General features: G+C 69.1%; 20 protein-coding genes, 1 tRNA gene, 1 pseudogene and 1 riboswitch. Of the genes and pseudogenes, 19 read left to right on the top strand and 3 right to left on the bottom strand.

From position 1 onward, the window contains the following. Positions 1-35 precede the first annotated feature (35 nt). From ASG60_RS07110 to ASG60_RS07070, 9 genes are all read left to right on the top strand, one after another. Complete coding sequence (locus ASG60_RS07110) at positions 36-749, top strand: DUF1013 domain-containing protein (protein WP_056169117.1); 714 nt, start codon at positions 36-38, stop codon at positions 747-749. Positions 750-898: 149 nt separating this feature from the next. Then, entirely contained in the window at positions 899-1507 is a 609-nt protein-coding gene (locus ASG60_RS07105; protein WP_244473713.1) for a hypothetical protein, read from the top strand. A gap of 279 nt (positions 1508-1786) precedes the next feature. Next, a complete protein-coding gene (gene rpsA, locus ASG60_RS07100) occupies positions 1787-3517 on the top strand; it encodes a 30S ribosomal protein S1 (RefSeq protein ID WP_056169113.1) in 1731 nt (576 codons plus the stop codon). Positions 3518-3928: 411 nt separating this feature from the next. After that, positions 3929-4915 carry a signal peptide peptidase SppA gene (gene sppA / locus ASG60_RS07095; RefSeq protein WP_056169111.1) on the top strand — a complete coding sequence of 329 codons (987 nt, stop codon included), beginning with the start codon at positions 3929-3931 and terminating at the stop codon, positions 4913-4915. 30 nt (positions 4916-4945) lie between these two features. Next, complete coding sequence (gene ihfB, locus ASG60_RS07090) at positions 4946-5263, top strand: integration host factor subunit beta (protein ID WP_056169109.1); 318 nt, start codon at positions 4946-4948, stop codon at positions 5261-5263. Between the two features lie 34 nt (positions 5264-5297). Then, positions 5298-5672 carry a lipopolysaccharide assembly protein LapA domain-containing protein gene (locus ASG60_RS07085; protein ID WP_056384730.1) on the top strand — a complete coding sequence of 125 codons (375 nt, stop codon included), beginning with the start codon at positions 5298-5300 and terminating at the stop codon, positions 5670-5672. Between the two features lie 7 nt (positions 5673-5679). Beyond that, positions 5680-6342, top strand: a complete 663-nt coding sequence (locus tag ASG60_RS07080) for a phosphoribosylanthranilate isomerase (protein ID WP_056304279.1) — start codon at positions 5680-5682, stop codon at positions 6340-6342. A 201-nt stretch (positions 6343-6543) separates the two neighbouring features. Beyond that, on the top strand, positions 6544-7785 hold the full coding sequence (gene trpB / locus ASG60_RS07075) for a tryptophan synthase subunit beta (RefSeq protein WP_056263784.1): 1242 nt from the start codon (positions 6544-6546) through the stop codon (positions 7783-7785). Positions 7786-7895: 110 nt separating this feature from the next. Continuing rightward, a tRNA-Met gene (locus ASG60_RS07070) sits at positions 7896-7972 on the top strand. Positions 7973-8337: 365 nt separating this feature from the next. Here the strand turns inward: ASG60_RS07070 and ASG60_RS07065 are convergent. From ASG60_RS07065 to ASG60_RS07055, 3 genes are all read right to left on the bottom strand, one after another. Beyond that, entirely contained in the window at positions 8338-8880 is a 543-nt protein-coding gene (locus ASG60_RS07065; protein WP_056384728.1) for a TetR family transcriptional regulator, read from the bottom strand. A gap of 207 nt (positions 8881-9087) precedes the next feature. Continuing rightward, a complete protein-coding gene (locus tag ASG60_RS07060) occupies positions 9088-12207 on the bottom strand; it encodes an efflux RND transporter permease subunit (protein WP_056384726.1) in 3120 nt (1039 codons plus the stop codon). Then, positions 12204-13289, bottom strand: a complete 1086-nt coding sequence (locus ASG60_RS07055; RefSeq protein ID WP_056384724.1) for an efflux RND transporter periplasmic adaptor subunit — start codon at positions 13287-13289, stop codon at positions 12204-12206. Before ASG60_RS07055 ends, ASG60_RS07060 begins: the two co-directional genes overlap by 4 nt. 353 nt (positions 13290-13642) lie before the next feature. On the opposite strand from ASG60_RS07055, the gene ASG60_RS07050 reads away from it, so the two are divergent. The 10 genes and pseudogenes from ASG60_RS07050 to ASG60_RS07005 all read left to right on the top strand — a co-directional run. Continuing rightward, positions 13643-15874 (top strand): ATP-binding protein, encoded by a 2232-nt coding sequence (locus ASG60_RS07050; RefSeq protein WP_244476598.1) that lies wholly within the window; start codon positions 13643-13645, stop codon positions 15872-15874. A gap of 3 nt (positions 15875-15877) precedes the next feature. Continuing rightward, positions 15878-16339: a response regulator gene (locus tag ASG60_RS07045; protein ID WP_056169090.1), complete on the top strand. Its 462-nt coding sequence runs from the start codon at positions 15878-15880 to the stop codon at positions 16337-16339. Then, complete coding sequence (locus ASG60_RS07040; RefSeq protein WP_056264580.1) at positions 16339-18060, top strand: response regulator; 1722 nt, start codon at positions 16339-16341, stop codon at positions 18058-18060. The genes ASG60_RS07045 and ASG60_RS07040 overlap by 1 nt, the downstream gene beginning before the upstream one ends. Positions 18061-18257: 197 nt before the next feature. Then, a riboswitch (cobalamin riboswitch) is annotated at positions 18258-18467 on the top strand. Positions 18468-18816: 349 nt separating this feature from the next. After that, positions 18817-20961, top strand: coding sequence for a TonB-dependent siderophore receptor (locus ASG60_RS07035; RefSeq protein WP_082531659.1), 2145 nt, complete (start codon positions 18817-18819; stop codon positions 20959-20961). Further along, on the top strand, positions 20961-21683 hold the full coding sequence (locus ASG60_RS07030) for an ABC transporter ATP-binding protein (RefSeq protein WP_056358893.1): 723 nt from the start codon (positions 20961-20963) through the stop codon (positions 21681-21683). The genes ASG60_RS07035 and ASG60_RS07030 overlap by 1 nt, the downstream gene beginning before the upstream one ends. Beyond that, a complete protein-coding gene (locus ASG60_RS07025) occupies positions 21680-23068 on the top strand; it encodes a DUF3526 domain-containing protein (RefSeq protein ID WP_056384720.1) in 1389 nt (462 codons plus the stop codon). Before ASG60_RS07030 ends, ASG60_RS07025 begins: the two co-directional genes overlap by 4 nt. Before the next feature lie 29 nt (positions 23069-23097). Next, the gene (locus tag ASG60_RS07020) at positions 23098-24576 is read left to right on the top strand and encodes an ABC transporter permease subunit (protein ID WP_056384718.1); all 1479 of its coding nucleotides are present in this window, start codon (positions 23098-23100) and stop codon (positions 24574-24576) included. 35 nt (positions 24577-24611) lie between these two features. Next, entirely contained in the window at positions 24612-24884 is a 273-nt protein-coding gene (locus tag ASG60_RS07015) for a hypothetical protein (protein WP_056384716.1), read from the top strand. Further along, positions 24881-26050 carry a heparan-alpha-glucosaminide N-acetyltransferase domain-containing protein gene (locus ASG60_RS07010; RefSeq protein WP_056384714.1) on the top strand — a complete coding sequence of 390 codons (1170 nt, stop codon included), beginning with the start codon at positions 24881-24883 and terminating at the stop codon, positions 26048-26050. Before ASG60_RS07015 ends, ASG60_RS07010 begins: the two co-directional genes overlap by 4 nt. A gap of 189 nt (positions 26051-26239) precedes the next feature. Next, positions 26240-26916: pseudogene (locus ASG60_RS07005) on the top strand (undecaprenyl-phosphate glucose phosphotransferase); the annotation flags it as partial.

Below are 26916 nucleotides of genomic sequence, written 5' to 3'. Positions count from 1 at the left end.
GACGCCCGTCCCGCCCCAACCGTTGGAGTTGCCCGATGACCCAAGGCCCGTTGATGCCGAAGGCCACAGCCGTGTGGCTGGTGGAGAACACCTCCCTGGCCTTCGAGCAGATCGCTGAATTCTGCAAGCTGCACCCCCTCGAGGTGAAGGGCATCGCCGACGGCGAGGTCGCGGCCGGCATCAAGGGTCTCGACCCGATCACCACGGGCCAGCTCACCCGCGACGAGATCGAGCGCGCCCAGCGGGTGCCGAACTACAAGCTCAAGGTCGCCGTCTCGAAGGTGAAGCTGCCCGAGGTCAAGCGCACCACCAAGGGTCCGCGCTACACCCCGCTCTCGCGCCGCCAGGACCGCCCCAACGCCATCCTCTGGCTCCTGCGCAACCACCCCGAGCTCAAGGACGCGCAGGTCATCCGACTCGTCGGTACCACCAAGTCGACGATCCAGCAGATCCGCGAGCGCACGCACTGGAACTCGGCCTCGCTCCAGCCCATGGACCCGGTGACCCTCGGCCTGTGCACGCAGATCGACCTCGACTTCGAAGTCCAGCGTTCGGCCAAGGATCGGCCCGCCGTGCTGCCGACGGACGGTGGCGCCACGCTGCTGCCGACGGAAGTCTCGACGGCGACGGACTACACCGAGACCGACGAGCATCACCGCTCCGTGCGCGACGAGAAGCTCAACGCCGATTCCGTGTTCGCCAAGCTCAAGGGCATGCGCAACACCGACACGGATGACGACGAGGACTGATTCTCGCCGTCAGATCTGGACGAACCCGATCCGCACCGGAGCTCCGGTGCGGATTTTTTCGTCCGGGCTTCGGTGTTGCCCTCAGGATGGCGTCGAACGGCACGATAACGAGACATGGCGACTGATCCCAGGTCGCCAAATCCAAGAAAATGCGCAATATTGCCGACCCTCGCTGGCCGAGGCAGCATTTTCCGGGGATCACGATGATCGCGTTGGGTACCGGACATGAGATGGGAACGGTCGCCGATCCAGTGGGCCTGACGGACTTGCCCCTGTCGTCTGGCCAGACCTCATCGGTGCCCGACCTCTGGGCTTCCGAACCCGTGACCCTCGCAGAATCTCTCATGGCCGAAGCCGGGTGGAGCCCGGCGAATTTTGGCGATGCCGGCCCGAACCCGCCCTATCTGCGCATCGGGGGCAAGCTCTGGGTGACGCTGACCGAATTCGAGCCATGCTTCTCGTCGTTCCACCGCGACCGGGTGCTGTTCCGTTCCAAAGTCTCCATGGCGGATCACCTGTCACGCTACGACCAGATCATGGTGGATCCGCTTGCATTCGAGGAGTGCTTCGGCCCGCTGGAAGGGACCGATGCCACCTTTCCGTTCGGCGTCTGGCTCGCCATTCGCGAAGTCCGTTTCACCGGCATCGAATTGCTGGGCAAGCGACACGGACCGGTGGTGCTGCCCCTCGAACCCCTGGCCGTTGCCTCGGCGGTCTGGCTGCGCAACACGCGCCGCCCTGGCCGGCCTCCGGCGTGATGGCCGCGCCGAACCTCATCGCGCGTCATATTGCCGAAAGCGGCGCGATCCGGTATGGAACCGCCGTTCTCCGATTGGAATCGACGAGGCGTGGGCGTGTTTCGCGTCGCTCCGTCCCGTTGGAGAATGGCCCTCGACCATCGTTTCAGAATGCGTCGGCCCTCCTTCCGGGGGGTGAGCCCGTCCGGTCCCCCGGGGATCGCGGGCGGCGATCGCCGAGGGTGCCCCGTCACACGAACCGCCGACGCCGGCCTCCGATGAGGCCTGTCAGGAGACAGAATGACCGCTGGTAACGCCCTGCAGCGTAACCCGAGCCGCGACGATTTCGCGGCTCTCCTCGAGGAGAGCTTCCTCGAGCACGAGATCACCGAAGGGTCCGTCGTCAAGGGTCGCGTCGTCGCGATCGAGAAGGACGTGGCCGTCATCGACATCGGCGCCAAGACGGAAGGCCGTGTCGCCCTCAAGGAATTCAACGGTCCCGGCCGCGAAGGCGATCTCGCCGTCGGCGACGAGGTCGAGGTCTATGTCGACCGCATCGAGAACGCGCTGGGCGAGGCCGTCATCTCGCGCGACAAGGCGCGCCGCGAGGAGAGCTGGGTCAAGCTCGAGAAGGCCTTCGAGGCCAACGAGCGCGTCACCGGCGCCATCTTCAACCAGGTCAAGGGCGGTTACACCGTCGACCTCGACGGCGCCGTGGCGTTCCTGCCGCGCTCCCAGGTCGACATCCGCCCCGTGCGCGACGTCACGCCCCTGCTCGGCACGCCCCAGCCGTTCCAGATCCTCAAGATGGATCGCCGCCGCGGCAACATCGTCGTGTCGCGTCGCACCGTCCTCGAGGAGAGCCGCGCCGAGCAGCGCTCCGAGCTCGTGGCCAACCTCGAAGAGGGTCAGGTCATCGACGGCGTCGTCAAGAACATCACCGAGTACGGTGCGTTCGTGGATCTGGGCGGCATCGACGGCCTGCTTCACGTCACCGACATGGCGTGGCGCCGCGTGAACCATCCGTCCGAGGTCGTGACCATCGGCCAGACGGTCAAGGTCAAGATCATCAAGATCAACCACGAGACCCACCGCATCTCGCTCGGCATCAAGCAGCTGCTCGCCGATCCGTGGGAGGGCATCGCCCAGCGCTACCCCGTCGACGCCAAGCTCAAGGGCCGTGTCACCAACATCACCGATTACGGCGCCTTCGTGGAGCTGGAGCCGGGCATCGAGGGCCTGATCCACGTCTCCGAGATGTCCTGGACGAAGAAGAACGTCCACCCGGGCAAGATCGTCTCCACCTCCCAGGAAGTGGAAGTGCAGATCCTCGAGGTCGATCCGGTCAAGCGTCGCATCTCGCTCGGCCTCAAGCAGACCCTCCAGAACCCCTGGGAGGCCTTCGCCGAGCAGCATCCGGTCGGCTCCGAGGTCGAGGGCGAGGTCAAGAACAAGACCGAGTTCGGCCTGTTCATCGGCCTCGACGGCGATGTCGACGGCATGGTCCACCTGTCGGATCTCGACTGGAACCGTCCCGGCGAGCAGGTCATCGAGGAGTTCAAGAAGGGCGACATGCTGCGCGCCCAGGTTCTCGACGTCGATGTCGAGAAGGAGCGCATCTCGCTGGGCGTGAAGCAGCTCGGCGGCGACCCCTTCACGGAGGCCGGTGAGCTCAAGAAGGGTCAGATCGTGACCTGCGAAGTGACGGAAGTGAAGGATTCGGGCGTCGACGTGAAGATCGTCGACACCGACCTCACCACCTTCATCCGCCGGGCCGAGCTCGCCCGCGACCGCGGCGACCAGCGCCCCGAGCGCTTCGCCGCCGGCGAGAAGTTCGACGCCCGCGTGATCCAGTTCGACCGCAAGGCGCGCCGGGTCCAGCTCTCCATCAAGGCCCTCGAAATGGCCGAGGAGAAGGAGGCGATGGCGCAGTTCGGCTCCGCCGATTCCGGCGCCTCGCTGGGCGAGATCCTGGGCGCGGCCTTCAAGAAGGCCCGCACCAGCGACGACAAGGACGACGCCCAGGATTAATCGTCCCGGCGCGACACCCCGGGATCCACGATGGCTCCCGGGGCCCTGAACTGAAGACGCCCGTGCGGGGATCAAACCTCGCGCGGGCATTTTTGCGTCTGGCGGCGCGATATCCGTGCGAGAACTGGCATCCCGCACCGCGAAGACTTGCCGGAGATGACTTGTCCGGGCTGCGAGGACTTGCGAATTCCGCCCGCTTCCGCCGCCCGCCCCCTCTTGCCGGTCCGTGGCGGGCAAGGCTAGAACACCCACGCCGAGGATGCGAGGCGGGGCAAGGGCTTGAGTCCATCCGGCGACGGATGGCACAGGGTCCTGGGCACTGCCGCGAACCGCGGCGAAGCCGGGCGGCGCGAAGCTCGGACAACCCATCACGGCCGGGAACGGTCGGTGCGCGAGGGAGCGAACCATCGCATGGCCGCTGACGCCGAACTCCTGATCGATCGCAGGCGCCTGCGCCGTAAGCTTTCCCTATGGCGGGTGGTGGGGATCGGCGGTCTCGTTCTCGCCGTCGGCGCGGTGGGTCTGCGCATCCGCAGCGGCACCGAACCCCTCGGCTTCGGAGCGGTCAAACCCCAGATCGCGCGCATCTCCATCGGCGGCTTCATCGCCGGCGCCGAGGCCACCACCAAGCTCATCGAGCGCGTGCGCGACGCTGGTGCGGTCCAGGGCGTGGTGGTTTCGATCTCCTCGCCCGGCGGCACCACCACCGGCTCGGAGGAACTCTACCGCAACCTGCGCGCGCTCGCCGAGAAGAAGCCCATGGTGGCCTTCGTCGACGGCACTGCCGCATCCGGCGCCTACATCGCCGCCATCGCGGCCGACCACATCGTCGCGCGGGAGACGGCGCTCGTCGGCTCCATCGGCGTCCTGTTCCAGTATCCGGACCTGTCCGGCCTCCTCGACAAGGTCGGGGTGAAGGTCGAATCGGTGAAATCCTCGCCCCTCAAGGCCGAGCCGTCGGGCTTCACTCCGACTTCGCCGGAGGCGCGCGCGGCCCTCGCTGCCGTGGTCGGCGACACCTACGCCTGGTTCAAGGGACTCGTGTCCGAGCGCCGCAAGATGAACGACCGCGAACTCGCCACCGTCTCCGACGGGCGGGTGTTCAGCGGGCGCCAGAGCGTCCCCCTGAAGCTCGTCGATGGGATCGGCGGCGAGCGCCAGGCCATCGCCTGGCTCGAATCCGAGCGGGGCGTCGCCAAGAACCTGCCAGTGCTGGATTGGAAGCCGAAGGCCAAGAGCGACTTCCAGATTTGGTCGGCGCTCGGCCTCGGCGCCGATCTCGTGGGCCTGGACGGGCTCGCCGCACATCTCCGCCTGATCGGCGACGAGACGGCGGGCGCGGCGCAGGGCGGGCTCCTGGCCGTTTGGCGGCCCAGCCCCGCCGAAGCCGCCCGCTGAAACCGTTCATGACGTCGTGAAGGCCGCAGCATGATCAAATCGGAGCTCGTGCTCAGGATCGCCGAGCAGAACCCCCACCTCTACCAGCGCGACGTCGAGACCCTGGTCAACGCGATCCTCGACACCATCGCGGATGCCCTCGCCCGGGGCGACCGGGTCGAGTTGCGCGGCTTCGGGGCGTTCTCGGTGAAGCGACGGGATGCACGGCGCGGGCGCAACCCGCGCACGGGTGCGGCCGTTGCCGTCTCCGAGAAGGCCATCCCGGTGTTCAAGACCGGCAAGGAGATGCGCCTGCGCCTCAACGAGGCCGGCATCGGCGAGGAGGCGGCCACCGCCGCCGCCTCGTGAACCGCCGGACTACAGATTCGATCGGAGTGCTTCGATGATCCGCTTCTTCAAGGGTTTGGTCCTGCTCCCGGTGGCGGTCGTCGTCGTCGCCCTGGCGGTGGCGAACAGGGACGCCGTGCGCCTGTCGTTCGATCCGTTCTCGCCGGACATGCCGGTCTTCAGCGTGACCCTGCCGCTGTACGTGATCCTGTTCATCGCCGTCGGGCTCGGCGTGCTCCTCGGCGGCTGCGGCGCCTGGCTCGGTCAGTCGGGCACCCGGCGCACCAGCGCCGAGCGCCGCCGCGAGATCCGCCGCCTCGAAGGCGAGACGGCACGCCTGCGCACCGCCGCGCCGAATCCGGTCGGGGAGGGGCTCCACGGCCTGTCGCGCGGCCCCTCCGAGCGCGTCGCCCTGCCGGCCCCGCGCTGAGAACCCGATGTCCGCTATCGCCATCAAGATCTGCGGACTGAGCACCGGGCCGACCCTCGGGGCAGCCCTCGACGCCGGCGCCGACCTCGTCGGCTTCGTCCATTTCCGGAGGAGCCCGCGCCACGTCGACCTCGCTGTGGCCAGTGACCTGTCGGAGCGGGCCCGGGGCCGGGCGCAGCGCGTGGTCCTCCTCGTCGATCCCGACGATGCGCTCCTCGCCGCCGTGGTCGCCGCCACCGATCCCGACTGGGTTCAGCTCCACGGGCGCGAGACGCCGGAGCGCGTCGCCGCCATCCGCCACCTGTCCGGACGCCCGGTGATGAAGGCGCTCGGCATCGCGACGCGGGCCGATCTCTCGGCAGTCCAGACTTACGCGGACGTGGCCGACCGCCTCCTCCTCGACGCCAAGGCGCCCCTCGGCGCGGCCCTGCCGGGCGGCAACGGCCACGCCTTCGATTGGGACCTCCTTTCCGGCGCTCTCCTGCCGGAAGGCACCATGCTGTCGGGCGGCCTCACCCCCGAGACCGTCGGCGCTGCCCTCGCCCGCACGGGTCTTCGCGCCGTCGACGTCTCGTCCGGTGTCGAGAACCGCCCCGGAGAGAAGGATCCGGTGCGAATCGCCGCCTTCATCGCCGCTGCGCGCGCTCGCTGCACGGTGGCGGCGGCCTGACATCCAGCGTCCGAATTCGGGAAACGGCGGGTTGGCCGCATTGTCGCCCCCCCTATGCAGGTCTAGATCAGGCGCTTGTCTCGCCGCAGGCGAACGGCATGGCCGAGACCGCTCCATGGAGTGGACCATCCGTTCCGTCGTCGCATCTGCCCTGGCCGCCCAACCCCAGGCCGCACGCAAAGTCATCCAAGGACGCCGCCCGTGACCCTCGCTCCCCCTCCGAACTCGTTCCGCAACGGCCCGGACGAGCGTGGCCGCTTCGGCATCTTCGGCGGACGCTTCGTGGCCGAGACGCTGATGCCGCTGATCCTCGATCTGGAGGCGGCCTACGAAGCGGCCAAGGCCGATCCGGCGTTCCAGGCCGAGATGGACAGCCATCTGACCCATTACGTCGGCCGCCCGAGCCCCCTCTACGAGGCCGAGCGCCTGACCGAACACCTGCGCGCGAAAGCGCCCTCCGGCCATGGCGCCCGGGTGTTCTTCAAGCGCGAGGAACTGAACCACACCGGCTCGCACAAGGTGAACAACGTGCTCGGCCAGATCATGCTGGCGCGCCGCATGGGCAAGCCACGCATCATCGCCGAGACGGGGGCGGGCCAGCACGGCGTCGCGACTGCGACGCTCTGCGCCCGCTTCGGCCTCAAGTGCGTGGTCTACATGGGTGCCGTTGATGTGGCGCGTCAGGCCCCCAACGTCTTCCGCATGAAGATGCTCGGCGCCGAGGTGATCCCGGTCCAGTCCGGCACCAGGACCCTCAAGGACGCCATGAACGAGGCCCTGCGCGACTGGGTCACCAACGTCGCCGATACGTTCTATTGCATCGGCACCGTCGCCGGCCCGCATCCGTATCCCGCCATGGTGCGCGACTTCCAGTCGATCATTGGCCGCGAGACGAAAGAGCAGATGTTGGAGATGGAAGGGCGCCTGCCCGATTCGCTCATCGCCTGCATCGGTGGCGGCTCCAACGCCATGGGCCTGTTCCACCCGTTCCTCGACGATTCGAGCGTCGAGATCTACGGCGTCGAAGCCGCCGGCCATGGCATCGCCTCGGGCCTCCATGCGGCCTCCCTGTCGGGCGGCAAGCCGGGCGTGCTGCACGGCAACCGGACCTATCTGCTCCAGGACGGGGACGGCCAGATCGCCGACGCGCACTCGATCTCGGCCGGTCTCGATTACCCGGGCATCGGCCCCGAGCACGCTTGGCTGCACGAGGCCAAGCGCGTCACCTATCTCTCGGCCACGGACGAGGAGACCCTGGAGGCGTTCAAGCTGTGCTCGCTGCTGGAAGGTATCATTCCGGCCCTGGAACCGGCCCACGCCCTCTCCAAGGTGTTCGAGATCGCGCCGACGAAGCCGGCCGACCACCTCATGGTCCTCAATCTCTCGGGCCGCGGCGACAAGGACATTCCGCAGGTCGCCGAAATCCTCGGCACCCAGCTCTGACCACCGGGTTCCGGCGGTTTGCCCGTCGAAACCCCGTTGACACCGCAAGGCGGATTTCCTATTCCGCCGATCTCGCCGCCGCAGCGGAATTCCCGCAGTGGCGGTGACTTGGCGGGGTAGCTCAGTTGGTTAGAGCAGAGGAATCATAATCCTTGTGTCGGGAGTTCAAATCTCTCCCTCGCTACCAAGTTTCTTAGTCGTGCGAACGACTTAGCTGAGAAGCCCTGGACCGATGGTCCGGGGCTTCTTCGTTTCCCGGCCCTCTTCTGTACATGTCCGTCGTGAAGGCGATCCGAGGTCCGTTCCCGATCGCATTGAGAGCCGCCCCCGACCGTTCGGCCATCGCCACGGCTACGCAGGGGACGGGGGTTTTTTAGAGAGGCGGGTCGGCGTCGACGCGGCCGGCTTCGGACCTCGAACGATGATCGGACGCGCCTCAGCACCGCGTCGCACCGTAGGGCACGCGAAAATCCTGCGAGCGGGACGATCCCGTGCGGCAGATCCCGGCCCGGATCACGTTCGTGAAAGTTCGGGGGCGTGTGCCGATGCGTCTCAGGCCGTGGCAGCGGCTTGTGCCGCCTGGATCAGGTCGTTCGCCAGGGTCTCGTCGTCGATGGCGCGGGCAAGGACGACGGCCCCGACGAGCGTCGCCAGCGTCGCCAAGGCACGTTGCCGTCGGCGCTCCCGGGACGCCTTCGGCGTCAGGTCCGCCAGGATGGAGGCGAGACGCTCGACCCCTTGCGTGAACCGCGCCCGGATGGGGCTGCCCGGTGCCTCCCGGGAGACGTCGTTCGCCAAGGCCGCGAGGGGGCAGCCCTTTCCAGGGGAGCGGACGTGCGCCAGGGAAAGATAAGTCACCACGATCGCGTCCACCTCCCCGCGCCGATCCTCGGCGAGGGCGGAATCGAACGCTTCGGCCGCCAGGGCATCCTTGTTCGCGAACTGGCCGTAGAACCCGCCATGGGTGAGGCCGGCGGAGGCCATGATGTCGGCGACGCCGACCCCGTGCAGGCCCCGCTCACGGAACAGGGCCGCCGCGACCTCGACCACGCGCTGGCGGTTCAGCTTGGCCTGTTCCTGCGAAACTCTCGGCATGCACTCATCCTTCGACGACTCGACCCGACATATAAATGCGTTCTGTCATCTAATGAAGCGCTGGCTGCCCCGGCCGACCGCACGAAGCCGACGAGGAACGACATTCGACCGGCCTGCACGAGGGGGCAGGAGTTGCAGGCCGGTCGTCGTACCGCACGTCCCGTCGACGGCGTACGATCCGTGTATGCCCCCGATCGGGGCACGTTCTCATCCGGCCGGGCCCGCGGCCTCGGCCTGAATCGTGCCTCGTACGCCTCCCGATGCGACGGTGCGGCGCGGCTCCCGCGCGACCCGGAACCACAGGGCGTACAGGGCGGGCAGGAACAGCAGGGTCAGCAGGGTGCCGACGCCGACCCCGCCGATGAGCACGTAGGCGAGCGCCCCCCAGAACACCGAATGGGTGAGCGGGATGAAGGCGAGCATGGCCGCCGCCGCCGTCAGGATCACGGGCCGCGCCCGGCGCACGGTGGATTCCACGATGGCGTCGTAGTTCGACAGGCCCGCCGCCCGGTCGTGGTGGATCTGGTCCACCAGGATCAGGGTGTTGCGCATCAGGATGCCCGACAGCGCGATCAGCCCGAGGATCGCGTTGAAGCCGAAGGGCTGGTGGAAGAGCAGCAGGGTCGGCGCCGCTCCCACGAGGCCGAGCGGCGCGGTGGCGAACACCATGAACATCGTGGCGAACGAGCGCACCTGGATCATGATCACGGTGAGCGTCACGATCAGCATGATCGGGAACACCGCCACCAGCGACAGCATCGCCTTCTCGCTCTCCTCCACCGCACCCGCCGTGTCGATGCGGTAGCCCGGCGGCAGCTTCGCCTTGATCGGTGCCAACAGGGGGAAGACCTGGGCGTGGATGTCCGGGGGCTGACGGCCGTCGAGCACGTCGCCCTGGACCCGGATGTAGGTCTCGCGGTTGTAGCGCTTCAGCACAGCGTACTCGGTGCGGGTCTCCAGCCGCGCCACCTGAGAGACCGGCACCTGGCGCCCGTCCTTCGTCGCCAGGGTCAGGTCGCCGATCTCGCCGAGGGAGCGCCGCTCGGGGCCGGGGCTGCGCAGCAGGACATCGACGGAGCGCAGGTTCTCGCGCACCTGGGTGGCGGGCGTACCGTTGAGGTAGCTCTGCAATTGCTGACCGGCCTCCTTCGGAGTCAGACCGATCAGGCGCAGGCGCTCCTGGTCGAGGGCGAGGTGCAGGCTCGGGGTCCTGTCGCCCCAGTCGAGGTGGACGAGGCGCATGTTGGCGTTCGCCGCCATGACCTCCCGCACCCCGGCGGCGATGCCGCGGATGACGTCGAGGTCGGGCCCGACCACCCGGAAGGCGACGGGGAAGCGGATGGGCGGCCCGAACACGATCTGCTGCACCCGCACGCGGGCTTCGGGGAAGCGGCCCTCGTCGACGAGCTTTCGCACCTTGCCCCGCAGGGCATCGCGAGCGGCGGCGTCGGCGGTCTGCACCACGATCTGCGCGTAGGCGGGGTCCGGCAACTCGGGATCGAACGAGAGCACGAAGCGCGGCATGCCTTGGCCGATGTAGCTCGTGATCTCACCCGCCTCGGGCAGGTCGCGCACGGCCGTCTCGATCCGCTTGACGCTGGCTTCCGTCGTGGCGAAGGCCGAACCGGCCGGCAGGGACACCTCGACGATGAGTTCGGGCCGTTCGGAATTCGGGAAGAACTGCTGCTCGACACGGCCCATGGCCACCACGGCCAGGGCGAAGAGCCCGACCGTGATGCCGGCGGCGAGCCACTTGTGGTCGACGGACAGGCGCACGAGGCGGCGCAGGCGCTCGTAGTTCTTCGTGGCGTAGATCGCGTCGTGGCCGCCTTCGACCTTCTCGATATTCGGGAGCAGCTTGACGCCGAGATACGGCGTGAAGGTCACGGCCACGATCCACGAGATGATCAGCGAGAAGGCCACCACCCAGAAGATGTTGCCTGCGTACTCGCCCGCCGTGGAAGCGGCGAAGCCGACTGGCAGGAAGCCCGCGATGGTGACCAGGGTGCCGGTCAGCATCGGCGCGGCCGTGGCGCTCCAGGCATGGGTCGCCGCCTCGATGCGGTCGGCGCCTTCCTCCATGCGCACCACCATCATCTCAATGGCGATGATGGCGTCGTCGACGAGGAGGCCGAGCGAGATGATGAGCGCACCGAGGGTGATGCGGTCGAAGTCGCGGCCCGTGACCATCATGACGACGAACACGGCCGAGAGGGTGAGCGGCACGGCCAGCGCCACCACGATGCCGACCCGGAAGCCGAGCGCCACCAGGGACACGAAGATCACCACCCCAAGTGCCGTGAAGAACTTGACCATGAACTCGTGGATCGCGTCGTCGATGACCTTGGCCTGATCGGTGATCTTGGTGAAGCCGATGCCGAGAGGCGTCTCGTGATGGATCGCCACCTCCTCGGCGTTGAGGGCTGCGCCGAGCTTGAGGCCGTTGAAGCCGGGCTTCATCACGAGTCCAAGCATCAGGGCGGGCTCGCCGTCGTTGCGGATCTCGAAGCTCTTCGGGTCCTCGTAGCCGCGCTTGACCTCGGCGATGTCGCCGAGCTTGAGGCTGCGGTCGCCGGCCGCGACCGGCAGGTCGCGGATCGCGTCGAGCCCGTCGATGGCCCCGTCGAGGCGCAGGTAGACGCGCGGACCCGCCGCCTCGACGAAGCCGGCCGGGGTCACGTCGTTCTGGTTGGAGAGCGCCGCCAGGAGTTGCTGGCCGGTGATGCCGAGGGTGGCGAGGCGTTGGTAGGAGATCTCGACGAAGATCTTCTGCGCCTGCTCGCCCAGGATGTTGATCTTCTCGACGCCGTTCACGCGCAGCAGACGCTGGCGCAGGTCCTCGGCGCGCAGCACCAGCTGGCGGTGGGGCAGGCCCTGGGCCTGCACGGCGTAGAGAGCGAAGTAGATGTCCGAGAACTCGTCGTTGAACAGAGGCCCGAGCACCCCGCGCGGCAGGCTCGAAGCCTGGTCGGAAAGCTTCTTGCGGGTCTGGTAGAACTCCGATTGGAGCTTGGCCGGGGGCATGTTGTCCTTGAAGATGACCTTGGTCACCATCAGGCCGGGGCGTACCGTGGTCTCGGCCCGGTCGTAGTAGACGAGCTCCTGCAGGCGCTTCTCCAGGGGGTCGGCGACCTGACGCTGCATCTCTTCCGCCGTGGCGCCGGGCCAGGCGGCCGAGACCGTCATGACCTTGACGGTGAAGGCCGGGTCCTCCGCCCGCCCGAGCTTGCCGAAGGCGAAGAAGCCGGCCCCCGTGAGTGCGATGATCAGGAACAGGGTGACCGCCCGCTCGCGGACCGCCAAGGCGGAGAGGTTGAGGCCGTTCATCGCACGGCCCCGGTCAGGCTCGGAGGCGCTTGGCGCACCTTCTGGTCGGCTTTGAGGAGATGGGCGCCGAGCGCCACGATCCGGTCGCCGGCGCTCAGACCCGTAACGATCTCCGCGCGTTCCTCGCCCATGCGGGCGACCTTGACGGCCTGCGGGCGCACCGTCTCGGTGGCGGCGTCGTAGCGCCAGACCGCCGTGCCGTGCCCCTGGTCGAACAGCGCGCCCAAGGGAACTTCCACCCGCTCGGAACGGACCGCATCGAGGGCTTTGAGCTGCAGGGTGACGGTGGCACCGAGCGGCGCGTCCTCGCCGCCGCCGGACAGGATGTACCGCGCCCGGTAGGTGCGTGTGGCGGGATCGGCGGTGGCCGACAGCTCGCGCAGTCGCGCCGGGTAGGTCGCCTCACCCTCCGCATAGAGCGTCGCGGAAGCCTCGCCCTGCGCCAGGCGCCGGCTGCCCTCGGGCAGGAACACCTCGGCCTCACGGGATCCGTCGCGGGCGAGCCTCACCACCGTCTGACCGGCCGCAACCACCTGGCCGGGCTCGGAGGGTACCTCCATCACCACGCCGTCCGCATCGGCCTTGAGCTCGGAATAACCGGCCTGGTTCTCGATCTGGCCGGCCTGGGCCTGCGCATTGGCGAACTGGGCGATGGCGGAATCGGCGGCACCCTTGTTCTGATCGTAGGTCTGCTTCGAGGTCCAGCCGTCCGATACGAGCTTGCGGCTGCGCTCCTCGTCGGCCCGGGCCTTGATCATCTGCGCACGCGCCGCTTCGACGGAGGCGCGCGCGGCATTGAGCGCGAGGGTGAAGTCGGTCCGATCGAGGCGCATCAGCGGCTGGCCACGCGTCACCCGGTCGCCCGGATCGACGAGGCGCTCGAAGATCTTGCCGCCGACCCGGAAGCCGAGGTTGCTCTCGGTGCGGGCTCGGATCACCCCGGTGTAGCGGGCGACGCCCCCCACCCCGGGCACGACCGCGACGGTCTGCACCAGCGGTGGCTCCGGAGACACGGCGGTCTCGGCCGGCGAGCAGGCCGCGAGCGCCAATGCGCCCAGCCCAAGCACCCATCTCGCATTCATGCCCGCCTCCTCGCACCGAACCGGCACGTTTTAAATTATGTTCGACATTTATTATGGCGCGACGCTGCCGTCAATGGTCGCTGCGCGCGCTTCCGGGACTGCGACGGAGCGGCGGCGCGGCGCGTGCTCCCACGAAAGCCGGAACCTCCGATCGCAGCGACCGGATGGCGGTCCCGGTCGAGCTCGGTCGGGCCCATCGCACGGATGTGACTTTTGAGCCCTCACAAACGGACCGATCCGTGGCGTTGGCGCGTAGGCGGGGAAGTTACGCAGTGTTACATGATCCCAAACCTCCGGCTCCGACGAGCCGCCATCGCGGGAGACTGTTCCGGTTGAAGCCACGGATGGACACGATGCCGAGGATCGACCTCACGGCCTGCGACCGCGAGCCCATCCACATCGTCGGCAGCGTGCAGCCCCACGGCTTCCTGCTGACCCTGGACGCAGCGAGCCTCGTCGTGGCGCAGGCTAGTGCGAACGCGCCGGCTCGGGTCGTCGCCGGCGCGAGCCTCGATGCTGTCCTGCCCGAGTTGGTCGCGGTGGTGCGCCGTTACCTCGACGCTGCGCCGGCCGAGGACGGGGCCCACTACCTGCGCACGGTGACGCTCGGCCCGGCGGGTGCCCGGCAGACCTACGAGGTCGCGGCACACCGGGTCGACGACCTCGTCGTGCTCGAACTCGAAGAGGCGGATGCCTCCGTCGAGGAGGGGCTCGATGCCCTGACGCCACGGCTGCGTGCCTTCGTACAGCGTCTGCGGGTGGCCCGCTCCATCGAGGAGCTTTGCGACATCGTCGCCGAGGACATCCGGCACATCACCGGCTTCGATCGGGCGCTGGTCTACCGTTTCGACCGGGACTGGCACGGCACCGTGCTGGCCGAGAACGGAAACGGGGTCCTGCCGTCCTACCTCGATCTGCGCTTTCCCGCCTCCGACATCCCGGCCCAGGCGCGTGAACTCTACCGCCGCAACCGCCTGCGCATCATCCCGGATGCCGGATACGCGGCGGTCCCGATCACGCCGCCCCTGACGCCGGCGGGTACGCCCCTCGATCTCAGTCAATCCGTCCTGCGCAGCGTCTCGCCCGTGCACGTCGAGTACATGCGCAACATGGGCACGATGGCGTCCATGTCGGTGTCGATCCTCGTCGACGACACGCTCTGGGGCCTGATCTCCTGCCACAACCGCACCCCGCACCGGGTGCCCCTGCAGGCGCGCAACGCCTGCGACGTCCTCACCCAGATCTTCGCCCTGCAACTCTCCGCCCGCGAGCGGGGCGCCCAGGCCGAGCAGCGCTTGGCACTCGGGGCGGTCCAGGCGCGGCTCCTCGGGTTCATGGCCGAGGAGGACAGCTTCGTCGACGGTTTGTTGAAGCATCCCGACGACGTCCTGGCGCTGGTGAACGCGGCGGGAGCCGCCATCGTCACGGGCGACCATTGCCGCATCATCGGCACGACGCCTTCCGAGGCCGAGGTCCGGACCCTGTACGACTGGCTCTCGGTCGAGGGCGATGCGGCGGAGGTCTTCGCCACGGAGTCGCTGTCGGAGCTTCTGCCGGCGGCCGCGGCCTTCGCCACCGAGGCCAGCGGCCTGCTCGCGATCTCGGTTTCCAAGAAGTACGCGAGCTACATCCTCTGGTTCCGGCCGGAGGTGGTGCGGACGGTGAAGTGGGGCGGCAATCCGGTCAAGCCGGCGACGCCCGATCCGGAGGGCGGCCCCGACCGCCTGCATCCGCGAAAGTCGTTCGAGATTTGGAAGGAAACGCTGAAGGGGCGCGCGCTCCCCTGGAGCGTCCCGGAGATCGAGGCGGCCAAGGATCTGCGCGCCTCGGTCCTCGGGATCGTGCTGCGCCGGGCGGAAGAACTGGCCGCGCTGAGCGAGGAGCTCCAGCGCTCCAACAAAGAGCTGGAGGCATTCTCCTACTCGGTCAGCCACGACCTGCGGGCCCCGTTCCGCCACATCGTCGGCTACTCGAACCTCCTGAAGACCCGCGAGGGCGCCAACCTGTCGGACAAGGGCCGGCACTACGTCGACACCATCATCGAGGCGGCGTTCTCGGCCGGAACCCTCGTGGACAACCTGTTGGCCTTCTCGCAGATGGGCCGCAACGCCCTGAACCGGGTATCGGGCGACATGAACGCCCTGGTTGAGGAGGTCCGGCGCAAGGTTCTGCGCGATGCGGCGCCCGCACACGTCGTGCGCTGGGAGATCGGGCCCCTGGGCCGTGCCTACGCCGACCCGTTCATGCTGCGCCTCGTCATCGAGAACCTGCTTTCGAACGCGCTGAAGTACAGCCGGAACCGACCCGAGGCGGTCATCGAGATCGGACGGCTTCCCCCAAAAGACGGCGAGGCCGTCTTCTTCGTCCGCGACAACGGGGTCGGCTTCGACATGACCTATGTCGACAAGCTCTTCGGCGTGTTCCAGCGCCTGCACCGAGTCGAGGAGTTCGAGGGCACCGGCATCGGGCTCGCCAACGTGCGCCGCATCGTCGAGCGCCATGGCGGCCGGACCTGGGCCGAGGGCCGGCTCGGCGAGGGCGCGACCTTCCACTTCACGCTGCCCTTGCGGGGCGAGGCACCCTGAGAGATGGCCAACCTGAAACCGATCCTTCTCGTCGAAGACAATCCCAACGACATCGAGCTCACGCTCGCGGCACTGGAAGCGGGTCAGCTCGCCAACGAAATCGTCATCTGCCGGGACGGGGCGGAGGCCCTCGATTTCGTCTACAGGCGCGGCGCACACGTGAACCGGGCGTTGCAGGACCCGGCCGTGATCCTGCTCGACCTGAAGCTGCCCAAGGTCGATGGCTTGGAGGTCCTGGCCAAGGTGAAGGGCGATCCGCAGACCCGGTCCATCCCGGTGGTGATGCTCACCTCCTCGCGCGAAGAGACCGACGTGGTGCGCTCCTACGACCTCGGGGTGAACGCATTCGTGGTGAAGCCCGTTGGGTTCAACGAATTCTTCTCGGCCATCCAGGAACTCGGCGTGTTCTGGGCCGTCCTGAACGAGCCGCCGCCGCACAAGGGAGGCTGGCCATCGAACACCTGATGGACGCCGACGACGCGATCCGCATCCTCCACCTGGAGGACAGCGATCTCGACGCCGAACTGGTGGAGGCCGCCCTCGACGGCATGGGGCGCCCCTACGTGATCGATCGGGTGATGGACCGCCCCGATTTCGCCGCCGCCGCCCTACCGGGCCGTCATGACTTGATCCTCGCCGATTTCGTCCTGCCGACCTTCGACGGCATCAGCGCCCTCGCCGTCGCCCGGGAGCAGTGCCCGGACACGCCGTTTGTCTTCGTGTCCGGCACCCTCGGCGAGGAGACCGCCGTCGAGGCGTTGAAGAACGGCGCCGTCGACTACATCACGAAGCAGCGCCTCGAGCGTCTTCCACGCACCGTCCTGCGGGCGTTGGCGGAGGCCCAGGCGAAGGCCGACAAGCGTCGGGCGGAGGCCGCGCTTCAGGCCCTCAACGATACGCTGGAACTCCGCATCGCCGAGCGGACGCGGGAACTCGCCACCTCGAACGCCGAATTGCAGATGCAGATCGTCGAGCGCGAGCGGGTGGAAGAGGCCCTGCGCCTCGCCCAGCGCCTGGAGGCCGTCGGGCAGCTCACGAGCGGTGTCGCGCACGACTTCAACAACCTGCTCACCGTCATCTCGGGCAACATCGAGTTCCTCGGGCGCGAAGTCTCGACCGAGCGCTCGAAGCGTCGGCTCGCGATGATGAAGGGAGCGGCGGATCGGGGCGCGAATCTCACGGCGCAGCTCCTCGCCTTCTCCCGCCGCCAGAGGCTGGAGCCCACCCCGGTCAGTCTGAACCAGACCGTCGCCTCCATGCGCGACCTGCTCCAGAGCTCCATCGGCGGCGCGGTGCGCATCGAGACGACCCTGCAGCCCGACCTGTGGCCGGCCTTGGTGGATGCGACCCAGATCGAACTCGTCATCCTCAACCTCGCCATCAACGCGCGCGACGCCATGGTGGTCGGGGGATGTCTGACCATCGAGACGGCCAACGTCACGGTCACCGGCCCCCAGACGCGCCCCGAGCAGCCGATGCCGGGCGAGTACGTGATGGTGGCCGTCAGCGACACGGGAACGGGCATGCCGCCGGAGGTGGTGGCGCGCGCCTTCGAGCCGTTCTTCACCACCAAGGAGGTGGGCAAGGGTTCGGGGCTCGGGCTCGCCCAGGCCTACGGCTTCGTGAAGCAGTCAGGCGGCGGCATCCGCATCGACACGATCGTCGGGGAGGGGACCTCGATCCGAGTCTACCTGCCCCGCGTCGAGGACGGAACGAGCGCCGTCCACGAGGCCCCCCACATGACCGCATGCGGGCTTGGCCGCTTGCCGGGCGGACAATCGGTCCTGCTCGTCGTCGATGACGACACGGCTGTGCGTGAGGTCACCACCACCCGCCTCGCGGAGGCCGGTCACGCGGTGCGCGAGGCGGGCTCGGGCCTCGCGGGACTGGCGTCCCTCGAGGCGGACCCTTGCGTCGATCTCGTGGTGCTGGACTTCGCGATGCCGGGCATGAATGGGGCCGAGGTCGCCACCGAGATCCGCAAACGCTGGCCCAGCCTGCCGATTCTGTTCGTCACCGGCTATGCGGACACCACGGCCCTGATGAAGGTCGGCGCGGTCGGCGCCGACAGTATCGTTCAGAAACCGTTCCGGGACGGCGAGTTGGAACGCAAGGTCGGGGAGGCCATCGTGAATCGACCCGCGCCCGGTCTGCGCCTGGTCTCGGGCGGCTCCTCCGGCAGCTGAATCGATCGTCCGCCCCGGATCCGCGGGTTTCGAGGAAGACAGCCGGCTGGCGTCCTGGACCTCGCCGCCTTCGTCCTCGGTGTGCGCGGCGCCGGGGCTCGCCACGATCCTGCGTGTCTCGGCCCGGCAGGTCTCGCGCCGTGACGTTCCAATCGGCGGCCGAGGGCGCTCGGCCTTGACTTCTCCGGACCCGGATGGAACCGTACAGCCGTCAAGGTTCTCGCGGTCCTCGGATCGCGAGCTAAGAGGGAATTCGGTCGAGCCCATCCGGGCGATGCCGAAGCTGCCCCCGCAACTGTGAGCGGTGAGCCGCTGCCGAGAACGGTCACTGGTGCCATGCACCGGGAAGGCCAGGCAGGGGCGTCGATCCGTGAGCCAGGAGACCTGCCTTGGCGACGAACGTCTCTCGGGCGGGGTGCTCCGGTGGGTCGCATGATCGACGTCGGCCCGTCATGGTCGGCGCGCGCCCGTGCTGCTCTGCCTGACACGTCCAGAACCATTTGGATGGTGTTGATGGCCGCGATCGATCACCCCTTCCCCGAAAGCGTTCCCGCTCAGAACCGGCCCGGCGACACGGAGCCCGTGCCCGAACTCGGCTTGCTTGATTTCGGCGTGCAAGGTTTCAGCTTGCATGGCCAAGCTTCGCAACGTAATAATGTTTCAAACGCCATTCAGGCTCCTGAGCCGGTGCCGGGGGGCGTCCCCTCATCGGGCGACGGGCTGGAGCGGCGCTCATCCCGTTCGAGACCCGATACGATGCTCCTGAAAAACGGCCTGCGCCTCGGCGTCGCCCTCGCGGCCCTGTCCCTGACGCCGTCGGTCCGTGCCGAGGAGACGGCGGTCACCCTGGACACCCTCACGGTGGAGGGCACCGGCATCGGCCTCAACGTGCCGGAAGGCGCCATCGGGTTGATCGGACCGACGCCGGGTTTCAGCGCGGCGCGCGCCGTGAGCAGCACCAAGACCGACACGCCCCAGCGCGACGTGCCCCAGGTCGTCACGGTTGCCTCGCGCGAGGTCATCACCGATCTGGCCGCGACGCGAGTCGACCAGGTGTTCAACTACACCCCCGGCGTCGCCCAGCAGAACAACTTCGGCGGCCTGACGGTCTTCAGCTACGCCGTGCGCGGCGTGACCACGTCCGAGATCTTCAAGAACGGCTTTGCCATCAACCGAGGGTTCCCGCCGCCGCCCGACACCCAGAACGTCGAGCGTATCGAGGTGCTGAAGGGCGCGGGCGGCGCCCTGTTCGGGCGCAGCGATCCCGGCGGCGTGGTCAACATCATCACCAAGCAGCCGACGGCCGAGCGCTTCGTCGAGATGGGCGGCCTCTGGGGCAGCTTCGAGCAGTTCCGCGGCACCGTGGATGCCGGCGGCGCCCTCAACGAGGACAAGACGGTCCAGTACCGCTTCAACTTCGCGGGCGGGCGCCAGAACAGCTTTCGCGATTTCGTCGACGGCGACCGGCTGTTCGTGGCGCCGTCCATCAGCTGGCAGATCACGCCTGACACCAAGGTCACCGTCGAGACCGAATTCGTGCGCAACCGCATCGTGTTCGACCGGGGCGTGATCGCCATCAACCGGCAGCTCGGCTTCCTGCCGATCTCGCGCTTCCTCGGCGAGCCGGGCCAGAGCACCGAGCAGACTTCGAACACCCTGCAGGTCCGCTTGGAGCACCGCTTCGACGCCGATTGGCAGATGCGGCTCGGCGCACATTTCAACACCGGCACACTCGAGGGCGAATCCGCCGAGGTCCGCGCCATCGCGGCCGACAACCGCACGGTCTCCCGCGACCGCAACTTCCGGGACTACCGGTGGGACACCGCCATCGGCCAGGCCGAGGTGGTCGGCCGCTTCGCCACCGGGCCCCTGGCGCACACCCTGCTCCTCGGCTTCGAGCGCGAGAGCACCGACAGCCGCACGGTCTATCTGCGCTCGAACGTCCGGCAGAACTCGTTTTCCATCGACATCTACAACCCGCGCTACGGCCAGCCCCTGCCGCCGCTCACCATCCCGCGCAACAACCTCGAGCGGGTGACCAATACGGCCCTCTACGCCCAGGACCAGATCGCGCTCAGCCCCGAATGGAAGGCGCTGCTCGGCGTCCGGTTCGATTTCTTCGAGCAGTCGTTCCGCGAGCGCATTCCGCGCAGCGACGTCGAGCAGTCGCGGGCCGCCGCGACGCCCCGCGCCGGACTCGTCTATCAGCCGCTCCCCGAACTCTCCCTCTACACCAATGTCGGCACGAGCTTCCGGCCGAACATCGGCCCAGATGCGGCGGCGGCCTCGCGCGGGGTGCCGTTCGCCCCCGAGACGGGCATCGGCTACGAGGTCGGCGCCAAGCTCGACCTCTATGGCGGGGCGCTCGGCCTCACCGGTGCGGCGTTCCATATCGAGCGTGAGAACGTACTGACGCCCGACCCCAACAACAGCGGCTTCTCCCTCGCGGCGGGCGGGGTGCGCAGCCAGGGCTTCGAACTCACGGCCACGGGCCAGATCTCGCCGGAGCTGCGCCTCATCGGCGGCTACGTCTACGCCGACGCCGTAGTGACGAAGGACAACGTCCTGCCCGTGGGTGCCCCCCTCATCAACATCCCCAAGCACAGCGGCAGCCTGCTCGCCGTCTACGAAGTCCAGTCCGGCCCCTACGCGGGCCTCGGGATCGGGGGCGGCGTGCGTGGGGTCGGCGAACGCGCCGGCGACGCGGGCGGCACCGGTTTCGTCCTGCCGGCCTACGTGGTCGCCGACGCGCTGGCGTATTACCGCTACGAGAACATCCGCTTCGGCTTCAACGTCGAGAATATCTTCGACAGTGAGATCTACGAGAGCTCGCTCAACGTGTTCCGGGTCTATCCCGGCGCACCGCGACGCTTCACCGGCACCGTCTCGGTGCGGTTCTGATGCTGGAGTCGCACGAACCGGTCCTGGCGATCGGCGACGTCGTCATGACCTTCGGCGGTCGCAGGGCCCTCGACGGCCTGACCCTGACGTTACATGCGGGCGAAGTCTTCGCCCTGCTCGGCCCCAACGGGGCCGGCAAGACCACGACCATCAACCTCATCCTGGGTTTCCTGAAAGCGGAGAGCGGGACGGTCCGGGTCTGTGGAATCGATGCGGGCGCCGCCCCCATCGCGGCGCGGGCGGCCATCGCCTACATCCCCGAGCAGGTGGCGCTCTATCCCACGCTCTCGGGCCGGGAGAACCTGCGCTACTTCACGACGCTGGCGGGGCTCGCCCTGTCTCGCGACGCGGCCGACCGCCTGCTGGCGCAAGCCGGTCTCGCGACCGAGGCGCACGCGCGCAAGGCCGCGACCTATTCGAAGGGCATGCGCCAGAAGGTCGGCATCGCCATCGCCCTGGCGCGCCGGGCCCGGCTGCTGCTCCTCGACGAGCCGACCTCGGGCCTCGATCCGAGCGCGTCGGCGGATTTCTCGGCCGTGGTCCGGGCGGCCGCCGCCCGCGGCACAACCGTGCTGATGGCGACCCACGACCTCTACCGGGTCAAGGAGGTCGCCGACCGGGTCGGCGTGCTCCAGACCGGACGCATCGTCGAGGAGATCAGCCCGGCACACCTCGACCATGCGGCGTTGGAGCGCCTCTACATCGAGCGGCTCGCGTCGTGAGGCTGGTCCGGGCCGAACTCGGTCAGCTCCTGCGCGACGCCCGCCTGCGCTGGATCGGTGCCGTCCTGGTGGTGCTCCTCGGCGTGGCCCTCGCCGGAGCCTGGCGACAGGCCGTGCGCGATGCCGGCGATGTGAGAGCGATCGCGCAGGCCGAGCGCGGACGCTGGCTCGGCCAGGACGCCAAGAACCCGCATTCGGCCGATCATTACGGGCTGTGGGTGTTCAAGCCGTCCGCGCCGCTCGCGATCCTGGATCCCGGCATCGAGCCCTATACCGGCCGCATGGTCCGCATCGAGGCCCACCTGTTCAACGATGCGGTCTTCCGGGCGGTCCAGGACGCCAACCCGCTCGCGCGCGCCGGCCTCGGCAGCGTCGCCGACATCGTCCAGCTCATCGTGCCCCTGGCCGCGATCCTCCTCGGCTTCTCCGCCTTCGCCGCCGACCGCGAGCGCGGTACCCTGCGGCTGGCACTCGGCAACGGCGCTGCGCCAGGCCGGCTGTTCATGGCCCGCCTCGGCGCGCTCCTCGCCGCCCTGGCCCTCCTCGTCGGCCTGCCGTTGCTCGTCCTCGGCGGCCTCGCTGCGGTGAGCCTCGACGCGCCCGGCTGGGAGGTGTGGCCGCGCCTCGTCCCGTGGGTGGCCGCACAGCTCACCTATGCGGCCCTGTTCCTCGTTCTGGCCATGACCCTGTCGCTGACGGCCCGCACGGCCCGCTCGGCGCTGGCGGCATCGCTGCTGGCCTGGGTGCTCGTCTGCGTGGCCGCTCCCCGCCTCGCCACCGTCGCGGTGGACGCCACCACACCGGCGCTCTCCTACGGCGAGACCCGCGCCCGGATCGAGGAGACCTTCCGGGGGCACCGCACCGCGGAAGCGAACGACGACCGGGCCAAGGCCGTCCTCGCCCGCTACGGCGTCACCGACCCGGACGCCCTGCCCGTCGACCTGCGCGGCCTGATGATGAGCGAGAACGAGCAGCACAATTTCGCGGTGTTGGATGCCGCGTTCGGCGCCTTCTTCGACAGCCTGCTGCGCCAGGAGCGGGCCTATGCCTGGACTGGGCTCCTGTCCCCGCGCATCGCCCTCCAGGCGCTCTCCGCCGCCCTCGCGGGAACGGACTTTGCCCAGCATGTCCGCTTCGTCTGGGCCGCCGAGCATTACCGCCGGGGCATCTCGCGGCGGATGAACCAGGCGATCATCGACAATCCGCAGGGCGGAGAGCGCCGCTACACCGCCGACCACGACCTCTGGGAGACGGTGCCGCCCTTCGATCATGGCCCGATGCCCCTGGCAGACGCGGCCTGGGCCGTGCCCCTCGCCATCCTGGCGACGTGGCTCGCCGTCCTGGGCGGAGCCGCCGTCCTGGCGGTCCGGCGGCTGACGCCATGAAGCTGACGCCATGGAGAACGGATCACGCCGTGAGGCGCGCCCTTCGCCTCCTCGCCGCCGAGACCGGCATGGTTCTGCGCGAGCGGCTGACCTGGGCGGTACTGGCGGCCCTGTTCGCCGCCCTGCTGCTCGGCGCCCATACGGGGGCCGTACGGGTGGAGGCCGAGCGCGCCGCCCTCGCGACGCTGGCCGCGGAAGAGGGGCGGGCCATCGTCGCCGCCCGCGAGGCCTACGCCCGCTACGCACGGGCGACGCCGGTGAAGATCAACTACTGGCAGGATCCGACCAACGCCTTCGGCTACATGACGCAGTTCCTCACCGTCCACGCCGTGAAGCCGCCGACCCCGCTCGCTGCCCTGGCCACCGGGCAGTCCGACGTGCAGCCCTCGTTCATGCGCGTGAGTTTCGGGTCGAGCACCGTCTTCGACGATGTCGCGTACGAACTCGGGTCGGCGGCGCGGCTGAAGCTCGGAGCCTTCGATCTCGCCTTCGTACTCGCCGTGCTCGTGCCGCTCGCCATCATCGCGCTCGCCGGCACCCGCCTCTCGGTGGAACGGGATTCCGGCACGCTTCGGCTCATCGCGGCCCAGCCCATCGGGCCGCGTGCCGTGGCGGGGGCGAAGTTCGGGGCCGTGGCCGGGATCCTCGTGGTGGCGGTGCTCGGGCAAACCGGTCTCGCCCTATGGCTGACCGGCGCGATCCGGTCCCTCGCCGGCTCGGGCGTCACACTGGGGCTGCTGGCGGGCGCGCTCGCCGCCTACATCCTCGTGTGGGTCGCGGCCTGCGCCCTCGTGGCGACCCTGTGGCGGGGCTCCGTGGCCGCCCTGTCGATCCTCGTCCTCGCCTGGACCCTGTTCACGGTGGCGGTCCCGGCAGCGGCCTCCATCGCGGTCGATTGTCTCACGGACAGGCCCTCGCGCATCGCCGCCATCGATGCGAGCCGGCAGGTGCAGGACGCCTTCGCCAACGGCGGCGCGGGACCGCGGCTCACGGCCCAGTGGTTGGCCCGGATCCCCGGTGCGGCGGGGCGCACCGACCTCGTCGAGGCGCCCGAGATCAAACGTCTCGCCCGCGACGCCCATTACGACGTACAACTCGATGCGCGTCGCGAGAGCTTTCGCGCGCACGACCGGGAGAGCGCCGCGCTGAACCGGTGGCTCGCCCTGGCCTCGCCCGTCACCACCTTCGACTTCGCCCTCCAGGGGGCCGCCGGCACCGATGCCGGGCGGCACGCCGCCTTCCTCGCCTCGGCCGCTGCCTACCGGCGGACCCTGCGGGCTTTCTTCGAGCCGCGCATCGTCGCGCAGGCCCTGAACCCGGTGCCGGTCTGCGCCGGCTGCCAGGCCCGCCTCGATTTCGACGCCTACGACGACGTGCCCCGCTTCCAGCCCAGCATCGATCTGACAGCCGGGCGCCGGGGCGCCCTCATGGCCCTGGCCTGGCTCATCGTCCTCGCGGGCGGTCTCGCGCTGTCCGCCCGGGCCCGGCTGAAAGCCTGGCCGGCGTGAAGCGGACTGCCCGGCGTTCCCTGCCCGCACACCCCATGGACCCCATGCCCGAGACCTCCGGTGCCGGCCCGCGACCACGCCGTTGCGGCGATGCCGGGCGGCGCGCCGCCATCGCCCGGGCACGGGGATTCGCGCGCGGCCTCGCGCCGGTCCTGCTGGAGATCCAGGCAGAGGGATTCACGACGCCGAGCGGTATCGCCCGGGCCATGACCCGGCGCGGGGTCCGCAAACCGCGCGGCAGCACCGTCTGGGCGGCGAGTTGCGTGCAGAAGCTGCTGCGCACACTGGGGGAGGGAGCGGAACGATGACGATCTCCGGTCCGGCGCGGCCGACAGGGCGCATCGCCGCCATCGACGCCCTGCGCGGGCTCGTGATGCTGCTCATGCTCGTCGATCACGTGCGGGAGTTCTTCTTCCTGCACGCCCAGGTCCGCGACCCCATGGATCTCGCGGCGACGGAGCCCGGCTTGTTCTGGACCCGGACCGCCTCGCACATCTGCGCGCCGGTCTTCGTCCTGCTCACCGGCCTGTCCGCCAGCCTCTACGCGGCCAAACAAAACACCGGCAAGCACGGGGATCGTGCGAAAGCCTCGGCCTTCATGCTGAAGCGGGGCCTGATCCTGGTGCTCCTCGAAGTCACCCTGGTGAACGTCGCCTGGACGCGCAGCCTCCTGCCGCCGATCCTCTACCTCCAGGTGATCTGGGCCATCGGCATCAGCATGATCGCCCTGGCCGGACTGCTGTGGCTACCCCGCGCGGCACTCATCGGCGTCGCCCTGGCGATCATGCTCGGGCACAACCTGCTGACGTCCTTCGCCCTCGTGCCGGGTGAGACCGGCTACATCCTGTGGACGATCCTGCACCAGCGCGGCTTCATCGACCTGCCGTGGGGTGTCGCGCGCACCTCCTACCCCGTCCTGCCCTGGATCGGCGTCATCGCGGCCGGCTACGCTCTCGGGCCGTGGTTCGTCGGAACGATGCCGGGGCCGACGCGCCGACGCCGGCTCCTCGGCCTCGGGGCGGCGGCGCTCGCGGGCTTCGCGATCCTGCGCGGCCTCAACGGCTACGGCGAACCGGTGCCGTGGCAAGCCGGCGCCTCCTGGGACGCGCCGCTCAGGGCGTTCCTGAACCTGACGAAGTACCCGCCCTCGGCCGATTTTCTCCTGGCGACCCTCGGCCCTGGCCTGATTCTGCTGGCATGGCTGGAGGCGGTTCCGCCGCGTCGGCTCGCCTGGCTCTGCACCTTCGGCGGCGTGCCGCTGTTCTTCTACGTCACGCACCTCTACGCCCTGCGCCTGCTCCACGACGGACTCCTCTGGGCGGGCCTTGCCGGCTCCGCCGGGCGGATCGAGGCACCGGGTCCGGGCTATCTCTGGCTCATCGCCGCCGCCCTGAGCCTCGCGCTCTACCCCGCCTGCCGCTGGGCGGTCCGGTTCAAGCGCCGCAGCACCGCGCCCTGGGTCAGCTACTTCTGAGGGCGTATCCCCAGATCCGACGCGATGAGCTCCGATCCGGCGGATCGCGTTAAACGTTCCGTGAGGCGGTCATGCCAGGGGTTGTGGGTCGCGTTTCCCCTCGTGAAACGCCCCCTGCGCCCTGTTGTCCGGTTTCAGAACCGGGCGTGGCGCGGGGCACGCCGCATGCCCTGAGATCTGGAGGCTTCGATGCCTGCCTTCGACGTCCGCGATTTGTTGGAGGCGGCGGGTCAGACGGACCGGCAGGCCGCCGCTCCCACGACCCAGCCCATCGGGGCAACCGAGGCGCAGGGACGGGGGAATGCGGGGAGGGGGGAGCCGCTGTCCCCGGTGGTGCTCGTCGATTGCGTGCGGGCCGGCGAGTTTCTCCTCATCCTCACCCTCGGCGTCGCGGTCCGGCACCTGTCCGCCACCTGCCTCGCCCCACTCTCGTTTCGACAGTTCGCGGCCGCCTTCGGTGTCGCGGTTCTGGCCGTCGGTCTGTTCCAGGCTGCCGGCGCCTACCGCATTGACGCCGTACGCAGCCTGCGCACGGGCCTGCGGCTGGGCCTGGCCTGGACGGCGACGGTCCTCGTCGTCGGCACCGGCCTCGTCCTGGCCGAGGCCGACGATCCATGCACCCGGGCTTGGCTCGCGAACCTCTTCGCCCTTGGCCTCGGCCTTCTCCTCGCCGAACGCTTCGCCGTCGCCCGCATCATCCGCACGCGGATGCGGCGTGGCCGGTTCGACCGGCGCACGGCCATCGTGGGCGGCGGGCCCGTGGCCGAGGACCTGATCCGCGCCCTCGACGCCCAGGCCGAGTCCGGCATCCGCATCGTCGGCGTGTTCGACGACCGCGGCGACCGGCGCTCCGACACCGTCGTGGC

The organism is Methylobacterium sp. Leaf469 (genome assembly GCF_001424745.1).
Classification (GTDB): domain Bacteria; phylum Pseudomonadota; class Alphaproteobacteria; order Rhizobiales; family Beijerinckiaceae; genus Methylobacterium.
This window is presented reverse-complemented; position numbering and strand designations above follow the sequence as displayed.